Origin of the sequence: Roseovarius sp. MMSF_3281, from assembly GCF_030733685.1 — a bacterium.
Lineage (GTDB): Bacteria > Pseudomonadota > Alphaproteobacteria > Rhodobacterales > Rhodobacteraceae > Roseovarius.
Genome location: NZ_JASHIM010000004.1, coordinates 123299 through 138495 on the forward strand (window position 1 = coordinate 123299; position 15197 = coordinate 138495).

12 protein-coding genes are annotated in these 15197 nt (G+C 62.6%); 7 read left to right on the forward strand and 5 right to left on the reverse strand.

What is annotated here, in order from left to right:
- Nucleotides 1–181 precede the first annotated feature (181 nt).
- Nucleotides 182–4522: a CHAT domain-containing protein gene (locus RBB32_RS06920; protein ID WP_306151975.1), complete on the forward strand. Its 4341-nt coding sequence runs from the start codon at nucleotides 182–184 to the stop codon at nucleotides 4520–4522.
- Nucleotides 4523–4685: 163 nt separating this feature from the next.
- On the opposite strand, the gene RBB32_RS06925 is transcribed toward RBB32_RS06920, so the two are convergent.
- Nucleotides 4686–5801 (reverse strand): zinc ABC transporter substrate-binding protein, encoded by a 1116-nt coding sequence (locus tag RBB32_RS06925; protein ID WP_306151976.1) that lies wholly within the window; start codon nucleotides 5799–5801, stop codon nucleotides 4686–4688.
- Between the two features lie 56 nt (nucleotides 5802–5857).
- Between RBB32_RS06925 and RBB32_RS06930 the strand changes: the two genes are divergently transcribed.
- The 4 genes from RBB32_RS06930 to RBB32_RS06945 all read left to right on the forward strand — a co-directional run bounded on the left by RBB32_RS06930 (nucleotide 5858) and on the right by RBB32_RS06945 (nucleotide 8550).
- Complete coding sequence (locus RBB32_RS06930; protein WP_306151977.1) at nucleotides 5858–6376, forward strand: transcriptional repressor; 519 nt, start codon at nucleotides 5858–5860, stop codon at nucleotides 6374–6376.
- Nucleotides 6373–7131 (forward strand): ATP-binding cassette domain-containing protein, encoded by a 759-nt coding sequence (locus tag RBB32_RS06935; RefSeq protein ID WP_306151978.1) that lies wholly within the window; start codon nucleotides 6373–6375, stop codon nucleotides 7129–7131. The genes RBB32_RS06930 and RBB32_RS06935 overlap by 4 nt, the downstream gene beginning before the upstream one ends.
- On the forward strand, nucleotides 7131–7925 hold the full coding sequence (locus RBB32_RS06940) for a metal ABC transporter permease (RefSeq protein ID WP_306152052.1): 795 nt from the start codon (nucleotides 7131–7133) through the stop codon (nucleotides 7923–7925). Before RBB32_RS06935 ends, RBB32_RS06940 begins: the two co-directional genes overlap by 1 nt.
- A 100-nt stretch (nucleotides 7926–8025) precedes the next feature.
- Entirely contained in the window at nucleotides 8026–8550 is a 525-nt protein-coding gene (locus RBB32_RS06945) for a DUF2478 domain-containing protein (RefSeq protein ID WP_306151979.1), read from the forward strand.
- Nucleotides 8551–8615: 65 nt separating this feature from the next.
- Here RBB32_RS06945 and RBB32_RS06950 read toward each other — a convergent pair whose 3' ends face one another.
- From RBB32_RS06950 to RBB32_RS06965, 4 genes are all read right to left on the reverse strand, one after another.
- A complete protein-coding gene (locus RBB32_RS06950) occupies nucleotides 8616–10250 on the reverse strand; it encodes an acyl-CoA synthetase (protein WP_306151980.1) in 1635 nt (544 codons plus the stop codon).
- Nucleotides 10251–10330: 80 nt separating this feature from the next.
- Nucleotides 10331–11626, reverse strand: coding sequence for a TRAP transporter large permease (locus RBB32_RS06955; protein ID WP_306151981.1), 1296 nt, complete (start codon nucleotides 11624–11626; stop codon nucleotides 10331–10333).
- 9 nt (nucleotides 11627–11635) lie between these two features.
- Entirely contained in the window at nucleotides 11636–12184 is a 549-nt protein-coding gene (locus RBB32_RS06960) for a TRAP transporter small permease (RefSeq protein WP_306151982.1), read from the reverse strand.
- 75 nt (nucleotides 12185–12259) lie between these two features.
- Entirely contained in the window at nucleotides 12260–13231 is a 972-nt protein-coding gene (locus tag RBB32_RS06965) for a TRAP transporter substrate-binding protein (RefSeq protein ID WP_306151983.1), read from the reverse strand.
- 214 nt (nucleotides 13232–13445) lie between these two features.
- Here RBB32_RS06965 and RBB32_RS06970 point away from each other — a divergent pair, with 214 nt between their 5' ends.
- Complete coding sequence (locus RBB32_RS06970; protein WP_306151984.1) at nucleotides 13446–13967, forward strand: winged helix DNA-binding protein; 522 nt, start codon at nucleotides 13446–13448, stop codon at nucleotides 13965–13967.
- Between the two features lie 157 nt (nucleotides 13968–14124).
- Complete coding sequence (locus RBB32_RS06975; RefSeq protein WP_306151985.1) at nucleotides 14125–15195, forward strand: efflux RND transporter periplasmic adaptor subunit; 1071 nt, start codon at nucleotides 14125–14127, stop codon at nucleotides 15193–15195.
- Nucleotides 15196–15197: the final 2 nt, after the last annotated feature.

The window sequence follows — 15197 nt, forward strand, 5'->3', positions numbered from 1 at the left end:
TGGCAAATGCCAAGAATTCGGGACAGCATGGGGCACCTGTTCGCGCTAAGAAGGCTTGAGCGGCAAAGTGTTAGTGATTTTTCCCGACCCGTCAAATCCGGCGCGTGGCTTGGCTTGGCCTTGCATCGAATCCCCTGCCGTCTATCATTCGGGTTTGACCATGATGAGGCGGCCGATCCACGTGATACGTTTTTATTCCCTACTTGTGGCAGGCGTGCTTGCCTTGGTGCCGGCCACGGGGTGGGCTGCGTCCTGTGCCGAACTGGCGGCCCCGATGCAATCCCCGGCGATCGGGGTGCGGTTCGATGACATCAGGACCGAGGCCGCCTTGCTAGCCTGCGAGGCGGCGGTTGAGGCAGACCCCGCCGACCATGCAAGCCGTGCCCATCTGGCGCGGGTTTACAACAAGCTGGGCCAGCAACGGCGGGCTTTTGACCTGCTGGACGATATCCGCGACAGCGATGACCCCGATGCCTTGGCCTATCTCGGGGTGATGTTCGACGACAAGGATGAACCCTGGGCCGATCCGGCATTGGCCTTCGGGTATTTCGAGCGCGCGGCGGCGGCGGGCAACCTGTTTGCCATGTCGAACCTTTCCAACATGCTAATGGACGAGGATGGCGCCTTTTACGACCCCGAGCGCGGCCAAGCGGTGCGGCGCAAGGCCGCCGAGGGCGGCAACCCCTTTGCCGCGGAGAACCTTGCCCGAAACCTGATGTATGGCGATGACGCCAATGAGGCACATATGGCGGAGGCGGTGACGTGGTACAAGCTTGCGGCCAAGGGCCGGTCACCGCGTGCCATGGCCGAGCTGGGGCGGGCTTACCGGTATGAGAAAGGGGTCAAGCGCGACGATGCCGTCGCGCGGGCGTGGTGGGAAAAGGGGGATGCGCTGGGGAACAACTATTCCACTTATCAACTGGCAAACCTCTATCGTTTCGGCAACGGGGTTGCGAAAGACCTCGACAAGGCCGCCGCGCTGTTCACCAAGGCGGGCGACAATGGCTATGCCAAGGCCTATTACGCCTTGGGCAGATTGTATCGGTTCGATACTGCCGGGGCGCATGAGAAAGCCGTCAAAGCATGGCGCAAGGCCGCGAAACTGGGGTATGCCGCCGCCTATGACGAGCTTGGGGTGGCCTATTACTTCGGGCGTGGTGTGCCGCAGGATTATGCCGAGGCCGCGCGGCTGAGCATGATCGGGGCCGAGATGGGGAACCGCCGGACGCAGGCGACGATTGCCGACATGTTGTTCAACGGCATCGGCGTGACCCGCGACGAGCAGACCGCCGTGAAGTGGTACCAGGAGGCGGTTGAGGACGGATACGCCTATGCCATGCATAAACTGGCGATTGCCTATGGTGATGGACGCGGGGTTGAGCAGGACCTTGAAAAGGCATTCGAGTTGTATTCGCAAGCCGCGCAAAAGGATGAAGAGCGGGCCTTTCTGTCGTTGGGTTATGCGCTGACCAATGGGGCGGGTACCGAGGCCGACCCCGAGGCGGGGATCAAGTGGTATTTCAAAAGCAATAGTGCCGTCGCCAAGTCCAACATCGCCGAGCTTTATCAAAAGGGTCTGGGGGTGGAGCAGAGCGACAAGAAGGCAAGGTATTGGTATCGCCGGTCTTCCAATCAGAAGCATCCGCGCGCCATGCGCAAATATGCCGAGATACTGATCGAGGATGGCACGCCCGACGCCTTGCAAGAGGCGGCCGCGTTGTACCTGACGGGGGCGTCGCGGGGGGATATCAAGGCCGAGCGGCGCTTGAACCGGGCGTTCGCGCAAGACGATGATCCCTTGGCGCCGGTCTTGCAGGCGGTGTTCGACGAGAACACCAAGGATGTGATCAAGCTGGGCCGCCGGTACGAAGAGGTGCGCGTGAGTTGCCTTGTTCTGTTGGTGGATTGTGGCAAGCTGGCCAAGCAGAAGCTGCATTTGGCCAATGCCGCCAACTGGTATCGCCGGGCGGGAGGGGCCCCGGAGGCGCAGTTCCGCCTTGGCCGGTTGCTGAGCGCCAATCCGCAGGTTGCGCAAGGCCCGACCGAAGCGGCGGATGTCTTGGCCGCCGCCAAGGCGGCGGGCAATGCCGATGCGGGCCTGTGGCTGGCCATGCAGGGGGGTGCGTCACCGCGGGACGCTTCCGAGGCCATGCGCGGCGCACTGGATGGATTGGAGGCGGAGGAGGCCGCGCGGCTGGCGCTGTTGTCGGTGGTGGGCCGGTTCGGGGATGATGCCATCGGCCCGGGCTGGACATGGTTGGAGGCCAAGGCGGACGCGGGCGAGGCCGAGGCGCAGGCGGCAATCGTGGGCGCGGCGCTGTTCCTGGGCAATTTCGACATGGCCGCCAAGCGGATCAAGGCGCTGGGCCCGGGGGCCGCCAGCTTCGATCTTGAGGCGGTGGATTACACGTTGCGCCAGGCGCTGACCTTCCTGATGGGGTCCGTGCGCGACGGGGTGACGCCGGATGCCGGGCAATTGGACGATATCGGCACGCTTTTGGATGTGCTGGCCGAAACCCGCGCCGAACAGACCGGTGAATTGCGCCTGATGCTGAAGGAGGTGCGCTATCGCCTGGCGACGCGGGAGGATTTCACCCCGCTTCGGATCGAAAGCACGCAGCCTGCCGATCTGCGGTTGACGGGTATCGACGAGCGTATCGCGGACAAGACCAAGGGGCTGGGAGAATCGGCTTTGCTTGTGCCGCTTTACCAAGAGCGGGCGCGGATCCTGGCCGAGCTGGGCAACCTTGGACAGGCCGAGGAAGCGGTTTACAAATCGGTCGCCATTGCCAAATCCATCAATGACCAAAGCCGCCATATCACCGGGTCCTTGGTGTATCACATGGAGATGGCCTGTAATCAGCGGAAGGGCAGCGACCTGTTGTTCGACATCGGGGCCGAGGCCGCCGGGTTGGCCCTGGCCAAATCCGCGGTGAACCACCTGCAATCGGCGCGTGGCAAGTTGTTGGAATTGCCGCAGAACCTGCAAAACTGTTTCCGCGATCTGCTGTCCGATCAATACCGGCGGATGGCCGATCTTTTGATCCGCAACGATTACTTCGACGAGGCGCAGGTCATCCTGGCGCAGTTGAAGGATTTCGAGACCTATCGCTATTCCGGGGGGGACAGCGGGCGCGTTGGCGCGGCCTTTGACCCGGTGCCCATGTCGGGCGAGCAGGAGGCGATCATGACGCGTATTCACGGGTTGCCCATGCGCGAGATGATCGCCTTGGAGCAGCGCCTTGAGGCCCTGCCCGAGGAGGAGGCCGATGCGATCGCGGAGGTCGAGGCCAAGTTGGACGCAGCACACCTCGCCTTGTCCGACAGCCTTGATGAATTGTCCGATGCGTTGGACGCGATGGATACCGACGCCAGCGTCGACTTGGCGCGCGAGGTGTCGTCGCGGACCCTGCGGCGGTTGGCGGGGCGGTTGGACCGTTTGGACAGCGTGGCCATGGTCTATTCCGTGTCGCTGCCCGAGCGGACGCATTTCCTGATCGTGACGGGCGCGGGCACCGAGCACCGCGAACTTGAAATCGGACAGGAGGCCCTGACCCGGGATATCGAGGATTTGCGCGCCGCGCTGGGCAATCCGCGGATGGACCCGGCCCCGGCAGCGGAAGCCTTTTACAAGGCGGTTTGGGCACCTGTGGAAGAGGCGCTTGACGTTTTGCCCGCCGACGGTCAGGTGCTTTTGGTGCTGGACGGTGTGATGCGTTACGTGCCGGTGGCGGCCCTGCGCGACGCGCGCGGCTGGCTTGTGGAGCGGCGCAATTACGTCACGTTTACCCCGGCCTCTCGCGATCTGCTTCTGGATGACGAGCCGCTGGAGGATCTTGAGGTCGAGGCGCTGGGCGCGTCGCGGGGCGGCGATGGGTTTGAGCCATTGCCCTACGTGCGGCAGGAGTTGGAAAGCATCGTCGGCATTGAAGGCAAGCAGGCCGCTATCCTGCCCGGGCGTGCCTGGCTGGATGACCGCTTTGATGCCGGGACCTTGGAAACGGCCCTGGAGTCGGGCGCGCCGATTGTCCATGTCGCCACGCATTTCGATTTGACCGAAAGCGAAGATACCTCGCGTCTGCTGTTGGGGAACGGTGAGACCGTCAGTATCGCGGAGTTGAAAAAGGGCGCGCGGCGGGGCCGGTTCGATTTCGCCGATGTGCATATGCTGGTGCTGTCGGCCTGTCGGACAGGGGTTGGCAATGGATCGGAATTGGAAAGCCTTGCCACCGAAATGCAATACGAGGGCGTGCGCAGTGTGCTGGCCACGCTTTGGCCGGTGGCCGATGTCTCGACGGCGGCCTTCATGGGGCGGTTTTACGAACAGTTGAAAGCCGGTGCGAGCCGGTCAGAGGCGCTTCATTCCACGCAGCGGTTCTTCGCCAAGGGCGCGAACCTGGCCGATGCGGGCGGGGCCCTGCGCGGCGGTGCCGCCTTGCAAGAGTCCAAGGCCGATGCCTATCCCGGTGTGACGCATCCCTTTTATTGGGCCGGGTTTCGGATGATTGGGCAGTGGCGGTAGGTCGTGGTTTTTCGGCGTGCCCCCGGGAAGGTCTGGAACGTACAGACGCCGCCGACGAGCCTGAAGGCGATATCGTCAGTGGAAAGAGCGCCCTTGGCCCCCGTGACGTGCCCAAGGGCGGCAATTGACCGGCGGCGGGATGGCCCGCCGCCGAACGGAGGCGTCAGAGGCAGGTGGCCAAGGCCTGTGCGAGGTTGCGCAGGATCTGCGGATAGAGGGCCGGGCCGGGTTCAAGGCTTGCCCCGAGCGGGTCAAGCACGCCTGTCTTCACCTCGGACCCTTGCAGGATGGCCGATACGACACCGGGGTCGAACTGTGGCTCGGACAAGACGCAGGTGATGCCCTCTTGGGTGACGCGCGCCCGGATCTCCTCGATTCGCGCCGGGCTTGGATCGCTGGCGTCGGAGACCGAGATGGCACCGGAGGCCGGGATATCGAAGCTGTCTTCGAAGTATTGATAGGCATCGTGGAACACGACGAAGTTCTTGCCGCGCACAGGGGCCAGCGTGATGTTGATCTCTTGTGACAGGGCGGTCAGCTCGTCCCGGGCCGCTGCGGCATTGGCGTAATAGGTGCTCGCGTTTTCGGGATCGGCGGCGGAGAGTTTGGCCGCGATGGCGTTCAGCCATGCGGCGGCGTTTTCCGGGGAGAGCCAGACATGGGGGTCATATGCGCCATGGTGGTGGCCGTGGCCTTCGGCGTGGCCGTCTTCCTGCGCATGGTCGTGTGTGTCGTGATCATGGGAATGATCATGCGTGTCGTGATCGTGATCGTGATCATGCGCTTCATCGTGGCCATGGTCATGACCGTGGTCGTGGTCATGATCGTGGTCATGGCTGTCTTCGTGGCCATGCGCGTGGTCTTCTTCGCCGTGTCCGTGATCATCGTGGGCGCTGCCATGATCGTGATTGTGGGCTTCGAAAAGCGCGCTTTCGCGTGTTGGCAGGGTCTTGGTCTTGTCCAGCTTGGCCAGCGCTGTCACCTCGGCGTTGCCGGCAAGCGTTTCAATGGCGTCATCGAGCCATGGTGTCAGGTCCGGCCCGATCCAGAATACAAGGTCCGCGTCTTGCAGGGCCTGGGCTTCGGAGGGGCGGAGGCTGTATTCATGCGGGCTTGCGCCGGGCTGCACGATCAGGTCGGGGGTGCCCACATCGGCCATCACCCGCGCGACAAGGGAATGAACCGGTGCGATATCGGTTGCGACCTCGGGGACATCGGCCATGGCCGTGCCCGCCAGAAGCGCAGCGGCAAAGGAAAGCGGGAGAAGGTTTCTGGACATCCTGGGCTCCGTGTGATTTTATAACATTGATGCCGCGATATATGATATGAGATAACATGACAAGCCCCGTATCTTCGAAGTCCGACCCCGCAACGGAAGCCTTGGGATTTGCCGCGCATGACCATGATCATTGCGTCGAGACAGCGATGGCCGCCGCCGAAGCACGTTGTAACGCCGAGGGGCTGCAATTTACGCCGGTGCGTCGCAAGGCGCTTGAAATCCTGTTGCAGGAGCATCGCGCGCTTGGGGCCTACGAGGTGCTTGACCGTTTGCGCGATGCGGGCTTCGGCTCGCAGCCGCCGGTGGCCTATCGCGCGCTTGATTTCCTTGTGGCGAATGGTTTTGCCCATAAGATCGAGCGGCTGAATGCCTTCATTGCCTGTGCCCATCCGGGGACCAGCCATTCCCCGGTTTTCATGATCTGCCGGCTGTGCGATTCGGTGGCTGAGGCCAGCGCAGGGCCGACGCGGGGGGCCTTGGGCCAAGCCGCGCGTGACGCCGGGTTCCAGATCGAGCGCACGGTGGTCGAGGCCGAGGGCATTTGCCCGGCCTGTTCGGAAAAGGCGCAGGCATGAGCCTTTTGTCGCTTCAGAACCTGAGCGTCCGTTACGGCGCGTCCACGGTGCTGCACGATGTATCGGTCACGATCGAGCCGGGCGAGATCGTGACGGTTGTCGGCCCCAATGGATCGGGCAAGACCAGTTTGCTGCGGGCGATCATCGGGGCGGTGACCCCATCGGCGGGGCGGGTCACCCGGAAACCGGGCCTGCGGATCGGCTATGTTCCGCAAAGACTGCATATTGACCCGACCTTGCCGATCACGGTGGAGCGGTTTTTGCGCCTGCCGGGGCCGGTGGACAAGCGGGCCTGTCTCAAGGCGCTTGAAGCCGCAGGGGTGCCCGACCTTGCCGCGCGGCAGATGTCGGGCCTGTCGGGGGGGCAGTTCCAGCGGGTTCTTCTGGCGCGTGCGCTGATCAACCTGCCCGATCTCATCTTGCTGGATGAGGCCACGCAGGGCCTTGACCAACCCGGATCGGCCGCTTTTTACCGGCGCATCGAGGAGGTACGGCGCGAAACCGGCTGTGCCGTCTTGATGATCAGCCATGAATTGCACGTGGTGATGAGCGCCTCGGACAGGGTGATTTGCCTGAATGGGCATGTCTGCTGTGAGGGGACGCCGGAAAAGGTATCCTCGGCGCCGGAATACCGGGCGCTGTTCGGCAGCGGAACGGGCGGGGCGCTGGCGCTTTATCGACACGATCACGACCATGCCCACGATGGGGCCTGCGATCACGATCACGCACACGATCATACCGAGGCTGCCGAATGATACTGGACGATTTCATGATGCGCGCCACGCTGGCGGGGCTTGGCGTGGCCTGTGCCGCCGCCCCCTTGGGCAGTTTCGTCGTCTGGCGGCGGATGGCCTATTTCGGGGATGCCACGGCGCATGCCGCCGTTTTGGGGGTGGCGCTGTCGCTGGCGTTGCAAATCTCGGTTTTTGCCGGGGCGATGGCGGTGGCCCTGGTGATGGCCTTGGCGGTGACCCTGTTGACCGGGCGCGGCTATGCCATGGATACGTTGCTTGGGGTGCTGGCGCATTCGGCCCTGGCCTTCGGGCTGGTCGCGGTGTCGTTCCTGTCGGGCATTCGGATTGACCTGATGGCCTATCTTTTCGGTGATATTCTGGCGGTATCAACGGGTGATCTTGCGGTAATCTGGGGTGGGGCCGCCTTGGTTGTCGGCTTGATCGGCTGGCGGTGGTCGGGGCTTTTGACCTCGACCCTGAACGAGGATTTGGCCCATGCCAGCGGGATTGATCCCAAGCGTGAGAAACTGATCCTGACGCTGGCCTTGGCGATTACGGTTGCGGTGGCGATCAAGGTGGTGGGGGTGTTGTTGATCGCGGCGATGTTGATCATTCCCGCCGCCGCCGCACGGCCGCTTTCGCGCACGCCCGAGGGCATGGCATTCGCGGCGGCCGCCCTGGGGGCAGGGGCGGCGGTGATCGGGCTGCGCGCGGCCTATATGTTCGACACGCCCGCAGGCCCGACCATCGTTTGTGTCGCGGCACTGTTTTTCGTGGCTACAAGCCTTTTGGGCAGCGTATCGCGCGCGGGCTGAAGCGGGCGGGCGTGCAGGCCCGCGGCGCATCTGCCGGCTGGTGGCCCGGGTGGTGCCCTGGGGCAAAACCTGCCATTCTGTGCCGGTCGAGGTGCGAGAAATGAACATTGCCTACACGATGTCGCCGGGGCGCGGCGATACGGACCTTATTCTGGCGCGGCTTGCGGGGGCCCTTGAGGCGCGTGGCATTCGGTGCCGTGGCACCGTGCAGATCAATACCGAGCGCCCGGACACGCATCTGTGCGATATGGATGTGATGGTTTTGCCCAAGGGGCCGGTGTTACGCATCAGCCAGAACCTTGGGGCCAATGCGCGTGGTTGCCGGCTTGATCCTTCGGGGCTGGAGGCCTCGGTGGGTCTTGTCGAAGAGGGGCTGACGCCGCAGGCGGATTTGCTGATCATCAACAAGTTCGGTAAGCATGAAGCAGAGGGGCGCGGGTTTCGCGATATTATCGGCAAGGCCCTTGCGATGGAGGTGTCGGTGCTTGTCGGCCTGAACGCGATGAACAAGCCCGCCTTCGAGGATTTTGCAGGCGATCTGGCGGTGCAGGTGGAGCCGACGCAAGAGGCCCTTTTGGCGTGGGTTCAATCGGTCACGGCCCTGTCATCCCCGGTGGCGGTCTGACCTTCGGCGCAGGCAATACAAGCAAGATGGGATGATCCGCCCGGCCTGTGCCGGGCAGGGTGGTGTCAGGTTGTCAACTCCGACGCGCGGTCGCGCAGGACGAATTTCTGAATCTTGCCGGTCGAGGTGCGGGGGATGGTTTCGAAGATGATCCGCCCGGGCACCTTGTAGTGCGCCAGATGCGCGCGGCACCATATGCGCAGGGTTGCCTCGTCCGCCTTATGGCCTGCGTTCAACTCGACGAAGGCACAGGGGGTTTCGCCCCATTTCTCGTGCGGCATGGCCACCACGGCGGCCACGGCCACCGCCGCGTGGCGGTAGAGCGCCTCTTCCACTTCGATAGAGGAAATATTCTCGCCTCCCGAGATGATGATGTCCTTGGAACGGTCCTTGAGCTGGATATAGCCATCGGGATGCACGACGCCCAGGTCGCCGGAATGGAACCAGCCGCCCGACAGGGCCTTTTGCGTGGCGTCCGCGTTACGGAAATAGCCCTTCATCACCACGTTGCCGCGGAACATGACCTCGCCCATGGTTTCACCGTCGCGCGGGACGGGCTGCATGGTGTCGGGGTCCAGCACGTCAAGCTGTTCAAGCGGCAGGTAGCGCACGCCTTGCCGCGCCTTCAGGCGGGCCTGTTCGGTGGCGGGCAGGGCGGACCAATCGCCGTGCCATTCGTTGACCACCGCCGGGCCATAGGTTTCGGTCAGGCCATAGAGGTGTGTTACGTCGAACCCGGCGGCATCCATGCTGGCCAGAAGGCTTTCGGGGGGCGGGGTGGCGGCGGTGAAGAACTGCACCCGGCGGTCAAGTTCGCGCTTTTCGTCGGCCGGGGCGCTTTCAATGAGCGACATCACGATGGGCGCGCCGCACAGATGCGTGACCCCTTCTTCGGCTAGCGCGCGCCAGATCGGTTCGGACCGGACCTGCCGCAGGCAGACGTGGGTGCCGATGATGGCCGAGAGCGTCCAGGGAAAGCACCAGCCGTTGCAATGGAACATCGGCAGGGTCCAGAGGTAAACACTGTGCTTGGCCATCGAGGTGGTCAGCGCGTTGCCCTGCGCCAGAAGATAGGCCCCGCGATGGTGCGAGACCACGCCCTTGGGATCACCCGTGGTGCCGGAGGTGTAGTTGATCGAGATCGCGTCCCATTCATCCTCGGGCATGAGCCATTCGAATGCGGGATCGCCCGAGGCGACGAAATCCTCGTAATCCTCGGCCCCGTCCATGGTGCCGGGGCCGGTGTATTCGGGATCGTCGTATTGGATCACCTCGGGGGTGACCTTGGCCAGCGCCAAAGCCTCGGCCATCAGGGGTGCGAATTCGCGGTCCACGATGACGATTTTCGCCATGGCATGATCCAGTTGAAAGGCGATGATCGCCGCATCAAGGCGGGTATTGATCGAATGCAGGACCGCGCCGCACATTGGCACGCCGTAATGGCATTCCAGCATCGCGGGAGTATTGGCAAGCATGGCCGAGACCGTATCGCCGCGCCCCATGCCCCGCGATGCCAGTGCCGAGGCCAAAGCCCGCGAGCGGGCGTAGAAATCCCTGTAATCGCGGCGTAAATCACCGTGGACCATGGCGGTGTGATCGGGGAAGACGCTGGCCGCGCGTTCCAGGAAGCTGAGTGGGGTCAGTGGCTGAAAGTTGGCCGGGGTCCGGTCGAGGCCGGTGTTGTAGGGGCTTTGGGTCATGTCTTTTCTCGCTTCTGCCGTTTGGGCATGCGGGTTACGTTTCTTTTGGCCAAGGCCGAAGCGCGCGCAGGCCCAAGACGCTACATTTGCTGCGGCAGGTAGGTGACGATCTGTGGAAAGACAGTAATCAACACCAAGGCGGCCACCATCAACAGGAAAAACGGCAGTGCAGCCAAGGCGACGAACAGGATATCCCGCCCCGTCAGGGATTGGATGACGAAAAGGTTGAACCCGACAGGCGGTGTGATCTGGGACATTTCCACGACGATCACCAGAAAGATGCCGAACCAGAGCGGGTCGATCCCCGCCTCCAGGACCATGGGCATGATCACCGAGGCCGTCAGCACGACGACGGAAATGCCATCAAGAAAACATCCCATGATGACGAAGAACACCGTCAGCGCCGCCAAAAGCGTGAAGGTCGAAAGGCCCAGTGAGCCGATCCATTCGGCAAGGATGCGGGGAATGCCGGTAAAGCCCATGGCAACCGTCAGGAAGGACGCCCCGGCCAGGATGAAGGCGATCATGCAGGATGTGACCGTGGCGCCCATCAACCCGTCGATAAAGCTTTGCCGGGTGAGTGACCCGCTGCTCCATGACATCAAAAGCGCCAGCACGACCCCCACGGCGGCCGCGTCCGTGGGCGAGGCCAGACCGGCATAGATCGACCCGATCACGCCGAGGATCAAAAGCACGACCGGAATAAGCCGCCGGGACCGCCGAAGCCGTTCCGCCAGGCCGACGGAAAGCGATTCGTCCGGCAGGCGGCGCCGGTTGATCAGTGCCCAGACGATCACGTAGCCCACGAAAAGCGAGACCAGCACGATCCCCGGCAAGACACCGGCCACGAAAAGCCGGGCGATGGATTGCTCGGTGGCCACGCCGTAAACGATCAGGATGATCGACGGCGGGATGAGCAGGCCAAGGGTTGCCGAGCCGGCCAGCGTGCCGATGACCATTTTCTCGGGGTAGCCCCGCCGTGACAGTTCCGGGATCGACAGTTTGCCGATGGTTGCGGCGGTGGCCGCCGAAGAACCGGAAACCGCCGCGAAAATCCCGCAGGCAAAGACATTCACGTGCAACAACTGCCCCGGAAGGCGGGTCATCCATGGCGACAGCCCTGAAAACATATCGTCCGACAGGCGTGACCGGAACAGGATTTCGCCCATCCATATGAACAGGGGCAGCGCGGCCAGCGCCCATGAATTGCCGTGGCCCCAGATGGTTGTCGCCATGACAAGGCCCAGCGGCGCGTCGGTGAAAAGTGCCATGGCGGCGACGCCGACCCCAAGCAGCGCAAAGGCAACCCAGAGCCCCGCGCCAAGAAACGCGAACAGCAACATCAGCAGGATGATGGAGAGCAGTGCAACAGACATGGCGGGGCCTCACTCGTTCAGAAGGTTTTCGCCTTTGCCGCTCCAACTGGCCTCGTGGCCGCGCAGCAGGCTGAAAAGCTCATCGGCCAAGGCAAGGGTAAGAATGGAAAGGCCCGCCGCGACGGGCAGTTGCGGAATCCACAGCGGCACCGAAACCATGCCGGCGCTTTTGTCGCCGAATTCATGGGATTCGATGACCAGAAGGATCATGTAGTAGGCCGCGAAGGCGGACATCGCCAAGGCCAGCGCCGTGATCCCGATTTCGAAGACATGCTGCATGCGTGGGCTGAAGCTGCGGGTGACAAGCGTCACCCGGATATGACCGCCCGCGCGCAGCGTGTAGGCCAGCGCCATGAAACTGGCCGCCGCAAGGAAGAACCCCGTGAAATCCGAATAGGAGGGGATGGTCACGCCAAGGCCCGCGCCGGTCACCGCCGCGGTGATCTTGTCGGCAAGGTTCAAGACGACCTGCGCAAAGACCAAGGCCACGATGGCCACGATGAAAAGGGCCGCAAGCCCACCGGCCAGCCGGTAGAGCGTATCGAGAAAGCGCCGCATCTGGGGATCCTCCCTGTGGATCGCAAAGGAAATTGGCCCGGGCGCGTCTTGCCGCGCGCCTCGGGCCGGGGCCGCTTAGCCTTTGTAGGCGTCGAGAAGCTGCTGACCGGCATCACCGGCGTCGGATTTCCAGCTTTCCAGCATCTGGTCCCCGATGGCGCGCAGGCCATTCATCAGCTCGTCGGAGGGTTGGCTGACGGAAATTCCGTTTTCTTCCAGGACCTTCACCATTTCCTGCGACTCGGCCATGCTCATTTCCCAACCGCGTGCTTCGGCGGCTTCGGCGGCCTCGAGGACGGCATTGCGGGTGTCTTCATCCAACCTGCGGAAGGCGCGCTTGTTCACCACGACGATATTTTTGGGAATCCAGGCCTGAATGTCGGTGTAATGCGACAGGAAATCCCAGGCTTTCGAGTTCACGCCGGTCGAGGGCGAGGTGATCATCGCCTCGACGCGCCCGGTGCTGAAGGCCTGTGGAATGTCGGGCACTTCAACCTGTGTGGGGGCGGCCCCGGCAAGGTTGGCGAACTGTTCCAGCGTGGCGTTGTAGGTGCGGAATTTCAGGCCGGCCAGATCATCGACCGAGGTGATTTCCTTGGTGGTATAAAGCCCCTGCGGCGGCCAGGGCACGGCGTAAAGCGCCATCAGGCCCTGGGCATCCAGAAGATCGGTGATCACTTCGTTCTGGGCTTCCCACAGTTGGCGGGCCTGATCGTAGCTGGTTGCCAGGAACGGCAGCGAATCCGCGCCGAAGACCGGGTTGTCATTGGCCAGAAGCGACAGGAAGAATTCCCCGGCCGGGACTTGGCCGCTGCGAACCGCTTTGCTGATTTCGGGATGTTTGAACAAGGACCCGGCGGAATGGACCTTGATGGTCAGGTCGCCGCCTGTCGCCTCGTCGATGTCATTGGCGAATTCCTGGATGTTCACCGTGTGGAAGGTGGCATCGGGATAGGGCGTGGGCATATCCCAGGTCTCGGCCTTGGCGGAAAAGGCAAAGGCCGTCAGTGCGACGGCCGCGCTGCCCAGAATGCGTGTCATGGTCATTTTTAGCTCCCTGATTATGGTTGTTCTTTGCGCAAGGCTTACGTAACGTTGGCATTTTGTCAACGTTTTATAATTATAGGGGGTGGCAAGCAAAGCCCTTTGCTGGGGCATTACTCGGTTAGACCCATTGGCTTGACGAAAAACGTCAGCCGCTTCAAAGTGGGAAAAAGTTTTCGAAACGCTTGCGTTTTGAATGCAAAAAGGGTCCGAATTCATGACAAATCCGCAATCCGAAAGCCGCCGTATCGTTTCATCCCGACACCTTGCCGAGGGCGAAGGTTGGGAGATGTCGGAGTTCGAATTCGGGTTGATCATTGCCTTCAACGCCTTTTCCCGGTGGATGACGCGATGCATGGCGGCGGCGGGGCATGCCGACCTTAACCCGCTTGATATCCTGATCTTGCACAATGCGAACCACCGCAATCGCGACAAGCGGCTTTCGGATATTTGCTTTCTTCTCAACATCGAGGATACCCACACGGTGAATTATGCCCTGCGCAAGCTGTCCAAGGCGGGGCTGATCGTATCCGAAAAGCGTGGCAAGGAAGTGTTTTACAGAACGTCCAGCGAAGGCGCCTCGCTTTGCGAGGCCTATCGCGATGTGCGGCGGCAGTGTTTGCTGGACGTGTCCGGGGGCACCGGGTTGAGCGGTGAGGAACTGCGGGATTTCGCCCGCGTCCTGCGGGGGCTTTCCGGGCAATACGACCAAGCCAGCCGCGCGGCGGCATCGCTTTAGGCGGGGTCTGCACCTGTTGGACCACCCCGGCGCGAGACGGATTTTGCGGGGCGCGGCGGGTGACCGGTGGTAAAGCGATTCGCGGGCTTTTGTGATTTGCAATCAAAGGTCGAAGCCTTCATATGCCTTCCCAAACGTAGATACGCGGGGCCTGTCGATGCGAATTCTTGTTGCAACTCTGGTTGGTCTTGGTCTGCTGTTTCCCATCGGCGCCGCTGCGCAGGACGCCGATGCGCCAATGCCGAAGCCGGTCAAGACCACCGTTGTCGATGCAGGCACCGACAGGATAACCCGGCAATTCTTCGGCACGGTCTCGGCGCGGGAAACGGTTGATCTTAGTTTCCAGGTTTCCGGGCAATTGCTTGAATTCCCGGTGCTCGAAGGGGACGCGATCGAAAAAGGCGGCCTGATCGCCAAGCTTGATCTTGAACCCTTCCAACTTGCGCTTGACCGCGCAAGGGCCGAACAGGCACGGGCCCAGAGGACATTGCGCAGGCTGGAACAACTTTCGGCCAATTCGCGTAGTCAGGCCAGCCTTGAGGATGCCCAGACCGCCGCCGAACTGGCCGGTATTGCCGTGCGCGACGCCGAGCGCGCGTTGGAACTTGCGACGCTGTCGGCGCCGTTCACCGGGCTTGTTGCATCGCGGAACGTGGCGAATTTCACGACCGTGCAAGCCGGCACGCCGGTGGTGCGTCTGCATGATGTCAGCGAATGGCACGTCGAAATTGATGTGCCTGAACAACTGTTCCGGCAGGTCAGCGGCGAAAATGGCGGTGATCCCAAAAGCATCGACCTGAAACTGCGCTTTCCGGGGGAGAGCCGAACAATCCCGCTTGTGCCGCGCGAATTCAACGCCGAAGCCAGCCAGATCGGTCAAAGCTTTTCGATCACCCTTGCCATGCAAGAGGCCCCCGGGCCGGGCATCCTTCCCGGTACGGTGGCGTCGGTCATCGCGCAGATCCCGGTGCGGAATGCCCCGATCGTCCTGCCGCCCGCGGCCATCGTGATCGCGCCGGATGGCGGAACCTCGGTGATGGTTTTCGAAGCCTCCGGCGGGGATGGCACAGGGGTTGTCTCCGAGGTGCCTGTCGAACTCGAAAGCGGGCAGGATGGGGAATATGTCCTGCGTGAAGGGTTGGAACCGGGCGCCGAAATCGTTGTTGCGGGGGCGAATATGCTTCGGGACGGGCAAAGCGTGCGCCGTTTCACCGGCCTGTCGAATTGAAA

Excerpts from the sequence above, each read along its gene's own strand:
- RBB32_RS06955 (WP_306151981.1), bottom strand. The coding sequence starts at position 11,626 with ATGTCTGTTGCACTGCTCTCCATCATCCTGCTGATGTTGCTGTTCGCG.
- RBB32_RS06960 (WP_306151982.1), bottom strand. The coding sequence starts at position 12,184 with ATGCGGCGCTTTCTCGATACGCTCTACCGGCTGGCCGGTGGGCTTGCG.
- RBB32_RS06950 (WP_306151980.1), bottom strand. The coding sequence starts at position 10,250 with ATGACCCAAAGCCCCTACAACACCGGCCTCGACCGGACCCCGGCCAAC.
- RBB32_RS06975 (WP_306151985.1), top strand. The coding sequence starts at position 14,125 with ATGCGAATTCTTGTTGCAACTCTGGTTGGTCTTGGTCTGCTGTTTCCC.
- RBB32_RS06930 (WP_306151977.1), top strand. The coding sequence starts at position 5,858 with ATGACAAGCCCCGTATCTTCGAAGTCCGACCCCGCAACGGAAGCCTTG.
- RBB32_RS06945 (WP_306151979.1), top strand. The coding sequence starts at position 8,026 with ATGAACATTGCCTACACGATGTCGCCGGGGCGCGGCGATACGGACCTT.
- RBB32_RS06935 (WP_306151978.1), top strand. The coding sequence starts at position 6,373 with ATGAGCCTTTTGTCGCTTCAGAACCTGAGCGTCCGTTACGGCGCGTCC.
- RBB32_RS06970 (WP_306151984.1), top strand. The coding sequence starts at position 13,446 with ATGACAAATCCGCAATCCGAAAGCCGCCGTATCGTTTCATCCCGACAC.
- RBB32_RS06925 (WP_306151976.1), bottom strand. The coding sequence starts at position 5,801 with ATGTCCAGAAACCTTCTCCCGCTTTCCTTTGCCGCTGCGCTTCTGGCG.
- RBB32_RS06965 (WP_306151983.1), bottom strand. The coding sequence starts at position 13,231 with ATGACCATGACACGCATTCTGGGCAGCGCGGCCGTCGCACTGACGGCC.